Source organism: Pseudomonas sp. Lb2C2 (assembly GCF_052112205.1).
Classification (GTDB): domain Bacteria; phylum Pseudomonadota; class Gammaproteobacteria; order Pseudomonadales; family Pseudomonadaceae; genus Aquipseudomonas; species Aquipseudomonas kilonensis.
Genome location: NZ_JAUTYW010000002.1, coordinates 775627 through 788925, shown reverse-complemented (window position 1 = coordinate 788925; position 13299 = coordinate 775627). Strand labels below are relative to the sequence as shown.

At 60.0% G+C, this 13299-nt stretch carries 13 protein-coding genes; 4 read left to right on the top strand and 9 right to left on the bottom strand.

The genetic code is table 11. The features are described 5' to 3' along the window. Positions 1-120: 120 nt before the first annotated feature. The 3 genes from Q7F16_RS07940 to Q7F16_RS07930 form a co-directional block, all read right to left on the bottom strand. Positions 121-762, bottom strand: a complete 642-nt coding sequence (locus Q7F16_RS07940; RefSeq protein WP_041475781.1) for a class I SAM-dependent methyltransferase — start codon at positions 760-762, stop codon at positions 121-123. A gap of 68 nt (positions 763-830) precedes the next feature. Further along, entirely contained in the window at positions 831-2480 is a 1650-nt protein-coding gene (locus Q7F16_RS07935; protein WP_046062917.1) for a phosphoethanolamine transferase, read from the bottom strand. 167 nt (positions 2481-2647) lie between these two features. Further along, positions 2648-4015, bottom strand: coding sequence for a glutamine synthetase family protein (locus Q7F16_RS07930; protein ID WP_409556541.1), 1368 nt, complete (start codon positions 4013-4015; stop codon positions 2648-2650). 566 nt (positions 4016-4581) lie between these two features. Between Q7F16_RS07930 and Q7F16_RS07925 the strand changes: the two genes are divergently transcribed. After that, on the top strand, positions 4582-5514 hold the full coding sequence (locus tag Q7F16_RS07925) for a LysR substrate-binding domain-containing protein (RefSeq protein ID WP_409556402.1): 933 nt from the start codon (positions 4582-4584) through the stop codon (positions 5512-5514). A 3-nt stretch (positions 5515-5517) separates the two neighbouring features. On the opposite strand, the gene Q7F16_RS07920 is transcribed toward Q7F16_RS07925, so the two are convergent. From Q7F16_RS07920 to Q7F16_RS07895, 6 genes are all read right to left on the bottom strand, one after another. Beyond that, complete coding sequence (locus tag Q7F16_RS07920; protein WP_003198841.1) at positions 5518-5883, bottom strand: 5-carboxymethyl-2-hydroxymuconate Delta-isomerase; 366 nt, start codon at positions 5881-5883, stop codon at positions 5518-5520. A gap of 103 nt (positions 5884-5986) precedes the next feature. Further along, entirely contained in the window at positions 5987-6910 is a 924-nt protein-coding gene (locus Q7F16_RS07915) for a LysR family transcriptional regulator (RefSeq protein WP_409556401.1), read from the bottom strand. A 241-nt stretch (positions 6911-7151) separates the two neighbouring features. Further along, positions 7152-9236 (bottom strand): DUF6311 domain-containing protein, encoded by a 2085-nt coding sequence (locus Q7F16_RS07910; RefSeq protein ID WP_409556400.1) that lies wholly within the window; start codon positions 9234-9236, stop codon positions 7152-7154. Further along, positions 9233-9568 (bottom strand): GtrA family protein, encoded by a 336-nt coding sequence (locus tag Q7F16_RS07905; protein ID WP_409556540.1) that lies wholly within the window; start codon positions 9566-9568, stop codon positions 9233-9235. The genes Q7F16_RS07910 and Q7F16_RS07905 overlap by 4 nt, the downstream gene beginning before the upstream one ends. A 44-nt stretch (positions 9569-9612) precedes the next feature. Then, on the bottom strand, positions 9613-10323 hold the full coding sequence (locus tag Q7F16_RS07900; protein WP_409556399.1) for a class I SAM-dependent methyltransferase: 711 nt from the start codon (positions 10321-10323) through the stop codon (positions 9613-9615). A 2-nt stretch (positions 10324-10325) separates the two neighbouring features. Next, positions 10326-11294 carry a glycosyltransferase family 2 protein gene (locus Q7F16_RS07895; RefSeq protein ID WP_046062910.1) on the bottom strand — a complete coding sequence of 323 codons (969 nt, stop codon included), beginning with the start codon at positions 11292-11294 and terminating at the stop codon, positions 10326-10328. A 302-nt stretch (positions 11295-11596) separates the two neighbouring features. Here Q7F16_RS07895 and Q7F16_RS07890 point away from each other — a divergent pair, with 302 nt between their 5' ends. From Q7F16_RS07890 to Q7F16_RS07880, 3 genes are all read left to right on the top strand, one after another. Further along, complete coding sequence (locus Q7F16_RS07890; RefSeq protein ID WP_014337049.1) at positions 11597-11788, top strand: YegP family protein; 192 nt, start codon at positions 11597-11599, stop codon at positions 11786-11788. A gap of 238 nt (positions 11789-12026) precedes the next feature. Next, complete coding sequence (locus Q7F16_RS07885; RefSeq protein ID WP_046065118.1) at positions 12027-12833, top strand: AraC family transcriptional regulator; 807 nt, start codon at positions 12027-12029, stop codon at positions 12831-12833. Between the two features lie 91 nt (positions 12834-12924). Then, positions 12925-13293, top strand: coding sequence for a cupin domain-containing protein (locus Q7F16_RS07880; RefSeq protein ID WP_046065119.1), 369 nt, complete (start codon positions 12925-12927; stop codon positions 13291-13293). The last annotated feature ends 6 nt before the right edge of the window (positions 13294-13299 follow it).

Genomic DNA, 13299 nt, shown 5'->3' with positions numbered 1-13299 from the left:
CGGCTCTCCCTTGAAGAATGGCGCGCAGTATATATCGCCGCTGGCGATTGCGAGCATCTGTAGAGCAGCTGCCTGAGAGAAATCGCCTGCGAAAAAGCAAGAATAGTCCTACATCAGGACTTAACCGGTCTTACGCAGTACATAAACACGCGTCAGCGCAAAACCGGGCAGGAAATCCTGATACCACAGCAGGCTGAAACCGGCCTGGCGAAACTCGGCTTCGACATCGGCCTTGTCGGCCAGGCTTCGTTGCGGCGCCTGGCCGATCTTGAGGCGTCCTTCGATTTGCACCGAAACGATCACAGTGTCGCGACTGACCCGATGGAACTCACGCAACAACGCCAGGCGATGCTCGCTGGCGCTGACGTGGCGAAACAGTTGCAGACAGAAAATACAATCCACCGCGTTGGCCGAAAGCCCAATGGTGAATGCTGAACTCGGGAAGGTCTTGACCCGTTGGAGCAACGCGCCGCCATGGTGGGTGAGCGCATGTTCGAGCATGTCCGGCGACGGGTCCGCCGCCAGGATCACCCGGTTCGCATGCTCGGCCAGCACCGGCCAGAACCGCCCCGCCCCACAGGCCACATCCAGCACCAACCCGGGCTCGCCCGCCACCTTCAGGGCGTTGCGCACCATTTGCTCGTCGCGCCAGAACGCCAGGCGCAAGCGTCGAGGTGCCGGCCGACAGCAGACCTGCGCATGTTCCTGATCATGCTGCCTGGCGAACTCAAGCTCGACGGCGGATGGGGGTAGCCCGGACATACCAACGGCTCTTGGTAAAGATTGGATGACAGGTTAAACAACCTCGCGTGAAAAAAAGGTCCACGCCATCACTCCCGCGCCAGGACACCGTCAATCACCGCGCCGCGACAGTTGGCGAACAGGTCCAGGTCCCGGTTGTAGACGTGGCTGTTGACTTCCAGCAGCCCGAGCATCGAGTGAAACAGGTTGTCCTGGCTCAAGGGCTTTTCCCGGCTCAGTTGCAGGCAATGGGTGTCAACCGAGAAAGACTTCTGATAGCTGTCGGAAAACCAGGCCAGCATCGCCACGTGTTTCTGTTGCTCCGGGGCGAGCATGTAGGGCGTGCCATGGAGAAACAGGTTGTATTCGCCCAGGGACTCACCATGGTCCGACAGGTACAGCATGGCTGTGTCGACCTTGTCCTGGTTGGCCCGCAGCAGATCGATCAGGGTCGACAGCACATGATCGGTGTACACCAGCGTGTTGTCGTAGCCGTTGACGATGCTCTCGCGGCTGCAATTGTTCAGCGCGTTGCTTTCGCACACCGGGGTGAAATGCTCGTATTCCTTGGGATAGCGCTTGAAGTATTCCGGCCCATGGCTGCCCATCTGGTGCAGCACCAGCACGGTGTCCTTGTCGAGGGTGTCGATGAAATGCTGCAGCCCCTGGAGCAGGATCTCGTCGCGGCACTCACTGTTGGCGCACAGGGCCGGGTCCTTGAGATTGCTGACATCCTGCAGCGTGACCCGATCGCAAGTGCCCTTGCAGCCGGACTGGTTGTCCCGCCAGATCACCTCCAGCCCGGCGCGCTTGAGTACGTCCAGCAAACCCTCTTCATTCCGGGCCTTGCTGGCGTCGTAGTTCTTGCGCCCCATATTGGAGAACATGCAGGGCACCGACACGGCGGTTTCAGTGCCGCAGGATTGCACGTCGGTGAACGCGATCAGGCCGGCCTCTTTGTCCAGTGTCGGCGTGGTATCGCGGTTATAGCCGAGGATGCCGAAGTTCTCGGCCCGGGCACTCTCGCCTACCACCAGTACGGTCAGGGATTTGCGGCCGTGGGTTTGCCAGGCGGGGTTGCGACTGGCGTCCTCGCCCAGTGTGATAAACGGCTGCTTGGCCGACGCGACCTGCTCACGCAAGTAGCCGAGCGACGCACCGATGTAATTGCTCGGCACGACCATCAAGCGCAACTCGTGGTGGTTGCGAAACAATGAAGACAGGCCTTGGTAGTTGGCCAGGGCGACCAGGCCAATCACCGCGGCCGAGGCCACGCCGACCAGCAACTTACTTAATAGTTCTTTGGGCCAGCGACGGTAGTTGATCGGTGTCTTGAACAACAACCAGCAAGGCAACACCCCCAACAACCCGATATAAACAAACAACTTCAGCGACAACAGATCACGAACTTCCGTGGCATTGGTTTCCGCAAAGTTGCGCAACATGCCGGCGTCGATCAATACGCCGTATTGGGCCATGAAATACGCCACGCCGGCGCTGATCAGGAACAGCAGCATCAGCACAGGCTTGAGCAGCGGACGGAAGGCCACAAGCGTCAGCATCAGGTTGAACGCGCAGAAAATCATCAGGCCAAACGCCACGCACATCAGCAGGCCCTGAACGTCAGCCGTGGTGATCGCCAGCAAGTGTTGCCAGAGAACAATGTTGAAGCCCACTAATAAAAAGGCACTGGCGGCCAGCGTCACCCACTCGGGGCGCACGGCTTTAATAGTCAGCATGATGATTGACGGCTTCCTGAAAGTTGCTCTTTAAAAAAGAAGGGCCGCAGGAAACGTGTGAAAAGATCGCTCCCTACGGCAACACAAACTTTAGGTAGCCCACCATCAATTTTTCGTGAAAAAGTTGCCACTAAATAATTATTTAAAAAACATGCCGCAAGCCGGTTTCAAGCTTGATTCAGATACCAGCGCCAATCCTGCTCCCCGACTTCCCCCATGAATTGACGGTACTCGGCGCGCTTGACCGCCAGATAAACGCCAAGAAACTCATCGCCAAACGCTTCCCGCGCCCAGGCCGATGCCTCAAGGGCACGCAGGGTGGTGAGCCAGTCGGTGGGCAGCAACTCGGTCGCCTGGGCATAGCCGTTGCCTTCGACAGGTTTCCCGGGATCGCACTGTTCACGTATACCGCGATGAATGCCGGCCAATATCGCCGCCGCAGCCAGGTACGGGTTGGCATCGGCGCCGCAGATACGATGCTCGATGTGCCGCGAGAACGCCGGGCCGCCCGGCACCCTCAGGCTCACGGTGCGGTTGTCCACGCCCCAGGTCGCCGCCAGCGGTGCGTAGCTGTTGCTTTGGAATCGCCGGTAGGAGTTGGCGTTCGGACAAAACATCAACAGCGAATCGAGCAAGGTGTCGAGCATCCCACCCACTGCCTGGCGCAACAGCGGCGTGCCGTCGGCGGCTTCACTGGCAAACAGGTTGTGGCCATCGCGGTCCGCCAGGCTGACATGCATGTGCATGCCAGAGCCCGCCAAGTGATCGAACGGCTTGGCCATGAAGCACGCCTGCATGCCGTGCTTGTGGGCCACACCCTTGACCAGCCGCTTGTAGCGCACCGCCTCATCCATGGCTTGCAAGGCATCGCTGCGGTGTTCAAGGGTGATCTCCACTTGCCCCGGTGCGTATTCGGAAATGGCGGTCCGGGCTGGAATGCCTTGCAGCTTGCACGCGGCGTACAGGTCGGCCAGGAACGGCTCGATCTGCTCCAGCTCGCGCAAACCGTAGACCTGGGTGGCACGCGGTCGACTACCGTCGCCGTCCCGCGCCGGCTGTGGCCGGCCTTGGCTATCGCGTTGCGTGTCCAGCAGATAGAACTCCAGCTCCGCCGCCATCACCGGGTAATAACCGTCGGCCTGCAAGGCCTCGATCACCTGGCTGAGCAGATAACGCGGATCGGCGATGGTCGCCGGCATGCCCTCCTGGGGATGCATGCTGACCTGCACGGCGGCCGTGGGCATCAATCGCCACGGCATGCGCTGCAAGCTGCCGCTGAGGGGATAGGCACGGCAATCGATGTCACCGACGTCCCACACCAGTCCGGAGTTTTCCACATCATCGCCATTGACGGTCAGCCCGAGAATTGTACTGGGCAGTGGCCGACCACTTTCGAAGACCGCCAGCAGCTCGTCCCGATGCAACAACTTGCCCCGGGGCACACCGTTGTTGTCGAGGATGAACAGTTCGAACAATTCGATATCGGGGTTCTGGGCAAGGAACGCCTCGGCGTGTTGCACGGGTGCGAAAGAAATCTTGGCAAGGCTCATGAGAAGGCTCGTATTTCCATGTCGGACGGGCGACAAGGCGCCGTCAGTCTGTGCTCGCCATTGCGCGAGCACCGTGAGTGATCAACAGGTAATACGAATATCTGGAGGACGGGCGTGACGGCAATGCCAGAGCGCCCAAAAGGCCAGCTCGGAGGGTAACGCACTGAGGATTGGGGCCATGGCAGGCGTGAACCTGCCGACCGGATCGACCGCGGCAGATGCAGATGCAGATGCAGATGCAGATGCAGATGCAGGGTATTGGAATGCCAGGGGCCAACCGTCCATGAGCGCATCACAGGAAACACATCGGACAAGCGTCCCACGGTCCCCAGGGAGGTTAAACCTGGATTTGATGGAGCTTGGATCGCAGCTAACTAAACATAGGCAAACCAAACAGTCGTTGATCGACACGTCGTGTTCGCTACATTATCTGTCCCGTTCCCGACCATGAAAGCGCCTGCCTGGCATTCTCTTGGCACGATCGTTCCGTTAGGATCGTCAGCCTGGTTTGCGCAAAATCCGCGCAAGGAGCACAGCGAGAGACAGAACGGATGCTGAACAGTAACTCCCTCAGAAAGCTCGACATGCAGGACCTCATGGTGTTTAGCGCCGTGTACGAGCAAAGCAGTGTCACCGGCGTGTCCGAGGCATTGTGCGTCAGTCAGTCGACTGTCAGTTATTGCCTCAAGAAACTGCGAACCTGTTTCGAAGACGAGCTATTCATCAACACCCGCACCGGCATGCGCCCCACCTATAAGGCCGAGGGCATGTACGATCACGTGCGCGCCATTTTACAAAGCATCAACCTGTGCCATGCCGGAACGCCAACTTTTGATCCGACGCGGCAAGCCATTACCTTCAATATTTGCGCACCGGAATATTTCGAACAACTGATCCTGCCGCAACTGCTGCGAGGCTTCGATTATGCCAATCTGCCGGTGGCGGTGAACGTGCACAAGCTCGAAGCCGACATTCCCGCCGAAGAATTACGCGACGGCAGCCTCGACCTGGTGATCTGCTTCGGCCCGAACTTTCACAGCAACCATGCCGATTTCAAATCCCGGCAGTTGCTGGAGGAGGACCTGGTTTGTGTCGTGGATAAACGGGCGACGCCACTTGAGCCGCAACTGAGCCTTCAGTCTTTCGTACGGCGCCGACACGTGTTTCCAACGCCCTGGACGTCAGCGACCAACATGGTGGACGGTTGGCTGTCGCAGCAGGCGCATCAACGGCAGATTGCCGCTCGCGCCAACAGCTACAGCGCCGCCCTGAAGATGATCACCGGCACCGACTTCATCCTCACCCTGCCCCGCCGCATCCAGAAACTGCTGGCCAACGAGGCGATTTTCAATCACCACGAAGCGCCCCTGGGCCTGCCGGGGTTTACCTTGAACATGCAGTGGAGTCTGGCTGTCGATCAGGACAGCGCCAACGTCTGGCTGCGCGAACAGATCATCAAGGCTTGTGCCGCCCGCGACACCTGATCGTCACTGACCGATCAAGGCCTTGGCATACGGCCCTCGGTCGATGTCGAGGATTTCCACGCACAGTTGCACGCTAACGTCGGCCGGCCATGGCCCCAGCTCCTGGATCACCGCCAGCAGGCTATCGGCCAGTTGTTTCTTGATTTCCGGCGAGCGGCCGCTCAGCAAGGCCAGCTTCACGTGCACGAAACCTCGCTCGCCCAGCCCCGTGCCCACCCGGAAAGTCTCGAGCTTCACGGCCCGGCTCTTGATGTCCAGCTCGGCGGCGAATTGACCGGAGGCCACCAGCGCATTGTTCAGGCGCAACAGTGCGACATCGGCCTTCAGCTCGGGCAGGTTGGCGGTGTACTCCATGTGCAGGTGAGGCATGTGTTCGACTCCGATTCGAAAATATGACGAGGTGGTTTCAGCCGCCACAACCTTACCTCGACTTTATTCTTTGGGGCAGGTTTTGTTTCGTCGTTTCACGGGCTCAAGGTTGCGCCGAGACAACGCGCTCGCCCATGAACGCCTCCAGCCGCGAGCGCAACCAGCGTTCGGCCGGGTCACTGTCGACATGGCTCAGCCAGACCATGGACAAATCCAGGGTCGGGGTCCTGAAAGGAAACGGTTCGTTGAACAGTTGGCCCGAGGCGGCCATGGCGACGGCGGTATAGTCCGGCAGGCTGGCGATCAGGTCAGTGCCGGCCAACAACGCCGGCAATGCGCTGTATTGCGGCACCGACAGCACGACCTGGCGCGTGCGTCCGATCTCGGCCAGCCATTCATCGGCAAACCCGGCGACGTTCGCGGTATGGGACACCAGCACATGAGGCCGGGCACAGTACTCGTCCAGGGTCAGTGGTGTGTCCGACGCATCGGCGCGCAACACGCGGGGCTGGATGTGTCGCAACAATTTGCGCTTGGCATTGGCCGGCAGCCCGCGCGTCTGGCTGATGCCCACGGTGATGTCGCCCGATGCCAGCAAATCGGGGATGCGCCAGTAATCGACGTGCTGGACCACGAACACGATTTTCGGCGCCTCTTGCCGCAGGCTGCTCAACAGGGGCGGCAGCAGGCCGAACTCGACGTCGTCCGACAGGCCGATGCGAAACGTCATGGTGCTGCTGGTGGGATCGAAATCGTGGGTCAGGCTCAAGGCCACCGACAGCGAGTCGAGCGCCGGTGATAGGTGCCGGATGATTTCCTCGGCCCGGGCCGTCGGCTCCATGCGGTGGCCGACGCGAATGAACAACGGGTCGTTGAACATCTTGCGCAACCGATTGAGGGCCGAGCTGATGGTCGGCTGGCCCAGGAACAGTTTTTCCGCCACCCGTGTCACGTTACGCTCAAGCATCAGCGTTTCGAAAACCACCATCAGGTTGATGTCGGCCTTGCGCAATTCGTTGCGGTTCATCCACTGCCCTCGATCCCTTGATTGGCTGCAGTGTAGAAACGCCTGGGGTTGTGCGTCTATGCGCAAAAAGTCCGGGCGCCTGTGCAGTACCGTCAAATAAATTGGAAGAGGCACACTGCTTTTGTGGCGAGGGAGCTTGCTCCCGTTCGGTTGCGCAGCAACCGCAAAAATCTAGGGGCCGCTTCGCCCGAGGCGTCGGACCGGCCCAGCGGGAGCAAGCTCCCTCGCCACAGTGAAAAGCCTACTTCACGGTCAATGATTTCAAGCCCAGCGCCATGACTCGCTCGTCGCTGCCCAACCCCAGCGCCTTGGGACTGATGGCATCAGGCAACTGAACATGCACCCGCACCTGCCCATTCGCGCCAATCGCCTCACGAATGGCCGGTGTCAGGGGCAGTTCAAGGGTGTTGTCCTGCAAGCGCGTGAACTGCGTCGACAACGCCACCACACCGTTGATCGAGACGTCCACTCGCTGGCGCGCGTGCGTGGGCTGCACGAATGCCGCTGCTTCGATCGAGATGGCACGCGCCTCTGGTGGTATGCGCAAGACAATCTCAGCCTCGCCCCCTTCCGACCAGGTACCCCAATCCTCGACGCGCCCCCAGCCACTGGCCAACATCGCGTTGATTCGACTGAACACCTGGCGCTCACCGAGCTTGACCTGCATGTCCAGTGTCTCGTCGGCAAACGGTGGGCATTGGGTGCAAGACTTCCAGCCCGGCGCCAGCACCACGAGGCCGTCGATACGGGTCAACAGGTCGGTCTGGCGATTGACGGTCTTCGCCGCCTGGAGCGCGGCGCGAGCGTCGAGGATGTACAGCGAATCCGCTGCATAGACGCCGCTGGCAAGCATCTGCGCGGCGTTTTGCTGGGCTTGCTCGATTTCCCGAGTCCCCATGCGTCCCAGGTATACACCATCGGTTTCCAGGCCGTGCGTCAGGGCGTATTGACTGGTCAGCAACCAGTTGTCCGGCTGGTTCTGCGGCAACAGCGTCCGGACTTTCGAATAATGGCCAGCCGCACTGGCCCAGAACGGATCATTCATGGACGTAGGCCAACTCGAAGCCGCCTGCATCATCCGGCTCTGACGCAGGCCGGCCCATCCAGCGCGGGTATCCAGGACTTGCACCAGCAGGGCGATGGCCAGCAGACACGCCGCTGCCCGTGGCTTGTTGCCGCGGATCACCAGGAAAATGACGGTAAATACGATGGCGTAGAACACCGGCCAGAACATCCGGCCGGCAGCGCGAAAGACGTTTGCCAGAAGCTCAAGGGGTTTGGGCAGCCAGTAATGCATATTCAGCATGCCTATGCCGAGGTTGTTGGTCAGCGAAAACAGCGTCAGCCCGATCAATGCCAGCAGCAACAGTCGCCTGTGGCGCACGGCATTCACCAACCCGGTGTTACCTTGCAGCAATGCCATGCCGGCGCAGATCGCCAGCAAGAGGACACCCAATCCCAGGTAATTGAAACCTTCGTAATCCCCGGGGCCCTGGGGCATATCGCGCAAGGTGTGTGACCAGCCGCTGGGGTTGACCAGCGACATTACGTTCAGGCGATACAAGCCATAACCGCCCGCCACGGTTCCACCGCCCACGCTGAAATAACCGGCCTGCCAGCAACAGAACGCGACCAGCAGAAACAAGCCACCCAGCTCGATCAAGGCATCGCGTCGGGACAACCGGCCCTTGATGGCCTGGCTGGCAAGGTCGGCCAGCCAGATCAACGCCACCATGGCCAACAGGTACGCATGCACCAACGCCGTCGCGGCTAGCAGCACGCCCCAGGCCAGCCGCCGCGCCTGCAAGCCCGGCCGCAGCGCCAGGTACAGGGCCGCCAGGATCAGGAAATGCCCGGACAGCGACAGATGCCCGCCCATGCGCAGGAACATCGGCGGCGAAAACACAAACAACCCGGCGCCCAACAGCCTGATCCACAGCGACGGCGTCAGCAGGCCAACCAATTTCCAGGCGAACCAGGCTTGCAGGATGAAACAGGCCAGCAACCACAGGCCAAAATACTGGAACGTCTCGGGAAGCCAGGCGTTGAAGGGCTTGAACAGGAACGCCAGCAGCGGGTTGGAATCGGAAAAAATGATGCCGTTGCCCAACTCCAGACCATAGGAAGGGTTCATGCCCAACGGAAAGGTCCAGGGTGAACTGCGGAAAAACGCCCAGCCCATATAATGGGTCGCCGCATCGCCCTCCCCCAGCCAGGCGATGTTCGTCGGGTCCAGCACCCGAGGGCCGATCACCAGCACAAACGCCAGCGCGCCCAACAGTATGGGCAACAAGGAAACCGGGTAACGCTCACCACGAACGGTCATCGATACGTCCAGAAATTATGCAGGATGAAGGTGAACACCGGGATAACCAGCGCCACGGCCGCGATGCCCGCCAGGTAATCCAGGCCGACGCGCTGCGCCACCCAGGCCACCAGCATCGCCAGCCAGAATCCACCGATCGATACCACCACGAAACGGCCGAGGGTGCGGCCATGCAGGCGGCTGGAAAAGCTCCAGAGGGTGTTGATCAGGTACGACACCACAGTCGCCACGACAAAGGCGAAACCATTGGCCAGTGGCGGGTTTGCCAGGATCAGGTGCACGAAAAGCACGGCAGCCACCACATGGACTGCGGTGACAACCAGCCCCGTCATGGCAAAGCGCAAGGCACGTCGCAGCAACGGCGAGTGCGTCCAGGTCACGGCTTCTGCGCCAGGCAGAACACCGTCAGGCCAGCAATGCGATTGGCGCCCATGAACGGACGCTCCAGGCTGCACAGAGACCTCAGCACGCCATTGACCAACGGATGATGCCGCGCAAGCTGCGACTTGGCCGGGGCTCCGGACACCTTGCGCTGCAACAAGCGCAGGCCGGCGGCAATGGGAAATACCAGGCCGAAGTAATACGCACCTTGCTGGACCTGCAGACCGGCCTGCGCCACGACGGTTTCCAGCTGCTTGATGGTATAGCGGCGCTTGTGCTCGAGAAAATCGTCATGCCCGCTCCAGAGAAACTGGAACGCCGGCACGGTGATCAGGAAGCGGCTGCCGGACGGCACTTTATCGACGTAGGCCTGGAGCAGGCCCACGTCATCATCCACATGCTCCAACACATCCATCAGCAACACCAGGTCGGCGTCCAGCGTGTCGATGGCGCGTCGGTAGCGAACCGGTTTACCGGCGGTGCTGGCGTCGGAGTCGACCGGGTAACTGATGTCCACGCACCAGGCCTGGGCCGTTGCGGTATGGGTCAGCAGGTGATGGGAAAAAAAGCCTGACCCGGCGCCCACATCCAGCAGCGTACCGGCCGAGGTGCCCTTGAGCATGTGCAGCATGGCCCGCGCTTTCGACCGGTAGTACCAATGCTGCTCGATATCGGGACCGAGGATGTCGGTTTCCTTGAGGTCCATGGTCAATCCTTGGCGTCATAGACGCGCCGCACCAGGAAAACCGGTCGACGCTTGGATTCGATATAGGTGCGGCCCAGGTATTCACCCAGCACGCCGATGCCGATCAGTTGCAACCCGCCCAGGAACGTGACCGCCACCATCAGCGAGGCATAACCCGGCAGGTCCACCCCGGAAATCAGCGTTCGCAGCACGATGAAGATGGCGAACGCAAAGGACACCAGCGAGACGCCAAGCCCCAGGTACGTCCAGATACGCAGCGGTTCGGTGCTGAAGCTGGTGATGCCTTCAAGGGCAAAATTCCACAGGCGCCAGCCATTGAACTTGCTTTCACCAGCCGCCCGTTCAGGCCTGACGTAGTCCACGTAGGTGGTGCGGAATCCTACCCAGGCAAACAGCCCTTTCATGAAGCGGCGCGATTCAGGCAGGGTTTGCAGAGCATCAACCACGCAGCGATCCATCAAGCGAAAATCGCCGACATTCTCCGGCAGCTTGTGGTCGGCGATTTTATTGTGCAGCCGGTAGAAGCCGTTGGCGGAAACCTGCTTGGCCCAGGAGTCGGAGTCGCGGTTGATCCGATGGCCCAGCACCACTTCGGCACCGTTGCGCCAATGGGCAATCATTTCCAGGATCACTTCGGGAGGGTCTTGCAGATCGACATCGATCGGCACCACCGCCTGGCCACGGGCGGCTTGCAGGCCGGCACTCAACGCCGCCTCCTTGCCGAAGTTACGGCTCAGGTCGACGATCCGAATGCGCGGGTCGGTCTTCTGCCGTTCCAGTAGCAGCACCAATGTGGCGTCCACACTGCCGTCGTTGACGAACACCAGCTCCAGGCTCACCAACGCTTCATGGGCAAAGACCTGATCGATCCTGGCCATGAACACATCGATGGACTGGACTTCGTTGTAGACCGGAATGACAAGCGAAAGCGCTAGACGACCTTGCAGATCCGCTCCTGGATATTCAGTCACTTGATGGCTCTTTTTCTTATAGTGTTTTCAGTTCCATCGGGCTTCCCGCCCTAGGCGTCGAAACGTATTAAGCAGGACCGAGCAGGGCAACGCAAGGATCAGACCTGAACTTCAGCCGACCGCATGTTCGCAACATGACTTTTTTTCTGCAGATAGTCGAATACCCGATCCTGGCTCATGCCCAGCAATATTTGATAACCAATGGATACGATTTTCCCATAGCCAAAGCCACCCACTTGGCTAGGCTTGCAGCCACATGTTCAACGCATGTCTTGACTGAATGAATCGCAGGGAGCGAACCGATGTATTTTGAAATTTATCGACAGACCCGAGGCACCCCGAGCACAGGAAAAGGCCAATGGCGCTGGCGCTTGAGAGCCGGCAACCACGAAACGATCGCCAGTGGCGAATCCTATGTGAACAAGAGTGACTGCCTTCATGTCATCGGGCTGATCAAGAATGTCCAGGGCGAAACGCCTGTGAAGGAGATATGAACAGCGCTGTGTGAGATTGGCCTGGGCTCAATCTCTCTGGCTTGTTTGAATCATTGTGGCGAGGGAGCTTGCTCCCGCTGGGCTGCGAAGCAGCCCTTTTTGTGAGCGCTTCGCACTCAAGCGGGAGCAAGCTCCCTCGCCACAGGTTCATCGTTTTTCTTGAGAGAACTGCATTGCCACCTGTGACGAATGTCATCAGGCAGGTAGGGTATACGCACAACAGCAGGAGCCCGGTGCAATGACTCGAACAATCCACAACCACGACTGGCTGGTGCGGGCGCCCGAATCGAGGAAAATGGAACGCATCGAGGCCTATTTCAGCGGGCATGGCTACACCACCCATCGCCATGACACCTACGCCATCGGGATCACACTTTCCGGCGTGCAGAGCTTCAACTATCGCCACAGCAAGCGTCATAGCCAGCCCGGCGGCACCATCGTCCTGCACCCGGACGAGGTGCACGATGGCGAAGCCGGGACGAGCGAGGGTTTTCGCTACCGGATGTTCTACATAGAACCATCGGTGATCCAGCAAGTGCTGGGGGGCAAGCCATTGCCCTTCATCGAAGGAGGATTGTCCAACGACCCTCGCCTCAACATCGCCACCCGTCGGCTCCTGAACGGCCTGGATCATCCCCTCGATCCGCTGGAGGAAGAGGACGCCATCTACGATGTGGCCCAGGCACTCGACATCGCGGCGGGCAGCCGACGTGGACGGCGGCTGATCGACTACCCGGCGGCGGAACGTGCCCGCCTGTTCATTCACGATGCCCTCGACCAGGTGATCACCCTGGACGACCTGGTGCACGCAAGCGGCAGGGACCGCTGGAGTCTGTCCCGGGATTTCCGGACGCTGTACGGCACCAGCCCCTATCGCTACATCACCCAAAGGCGCTTGAATGAAGCCCGGCGCCTGGCATTCAACGGCACGCCGCTGAGCGAAGTGGCCCTGACCTGCGGTTTTTTCGATCAGAGCCACATGACCCGGCTGCATACCCAGGCCTTTGGCATCTCACCGGCACGCTGGCTGAAAATGCTGCGCTAAGGCAACTGCAAAAAAGCTGCACGATCATCCAATACGCACGCTGGCACGAACAATAAAGTAGGACGCATCAGCGACCAAGGAGCATGCCTCGATGACCCGTTACACCCCCATCAACTTCGCCCAGAAATACAGCCTGTTCCAGGAACAGTGGACACCGAAAGTCGTGGCCGAGATGAACGACTACCAATTCAAGCTCGCCCGGCTCGAAGGCGACTTCGTCTGGCACACCCACGCCGACACCGATGAAACCTTCATCGTGCTGGAGGGCGAGCTGCGCATCGACTTTCGCGATGGCGCGGTGACCCTTGGCCCAGGCGAGATGTACGTGGTTAAAAAAGGTGTGGAGCACAAGCCCAGCGCAGCACAGGAAGTGAAACTGCTGTTGATCGAGCCTCGCGGCGTCATCAATACCGGCGAAGAAACCAATGAGCGAACGGCGGTCAACGATGTGTGGATCTGACTGAGC

Coding starts and splice junctions, on each gene's coding strand:
- Q7F16_RS07935 (WP_046062917.1), bottom strand. CDS start 2,480: ATGCTGACTATTAAAGCCGTGCGCCCCGAGTGGGTGACGCTGGCCGCC.
- Q7F16_RS07880 (WP_046065119.1), top strand. CDS start 12,925: ATGACCCGTTACACCCCCATCAACTTCGCCCAGAAATACAGCCTGTTC.
- Q7F16_RS07905 (WP_409556540.1), bottom strand. CDS start 9,568: ATGACGGGGCTGGTTGTCACCGCAGTCCATGTGGTGGCTGCCGTGCTT.
- Q7F16_RS07885 (WP_046065118.1), top strand. CDS start 12,027: ATGACTCGAACAATCCACAACCACGACTGGCTGGTGCGGGCGCCCGAA.
- Q7F16_RS07940 (WP_041475781.1), bottom strand. CDS start 762: ATGTCCGGGCTACCCCCATCCGCCGTCGAGCTTGAGTTCGCCAGGCAG.
- Q7F16_RS07925 (WP_409556402.1), top strand. CDS start 4,582: ATGCTGAACAGTAACTCCCTCAGAAAGCTCGACATGCAGGACCTCATG.
- Q7F16_RS07910 (WP_409556400.1), bottom strand. CDS start 9,236: ATGACCGTTCGTGGTGAGCGTTACCCGGTTTCCTTGTTGCCCATACTG.
- Q7F16_RS07920 (WP_003198841.1), bottom strand. CDS start 5,883: ATGCCTCACCTGCACATGGAGTACACCGCCAACCTGCCCGAGCTGAAG.
- Q7F16_RS07890 (WP_014337049.1), top strand. CDS start 11,597: ATGTATTTTGAAATTTATCGACAGACCCGAGGCACCCCGAGCACAGGA.
- Q7F16_RS07915 (WP_409556401.1), bottom strand. CDS start 6,910: ATGAACCGCAACGAATTGCGCAAGGCCGACATCAACCTGATGGTGGTT.
- Q7F16_RS07900 (WP_409556399.1), bottom strand. CDS start 10,323: ATGGACCTCAAGGAAACCGACATCCTCGGTCCCGATATCGAGCAGCAT.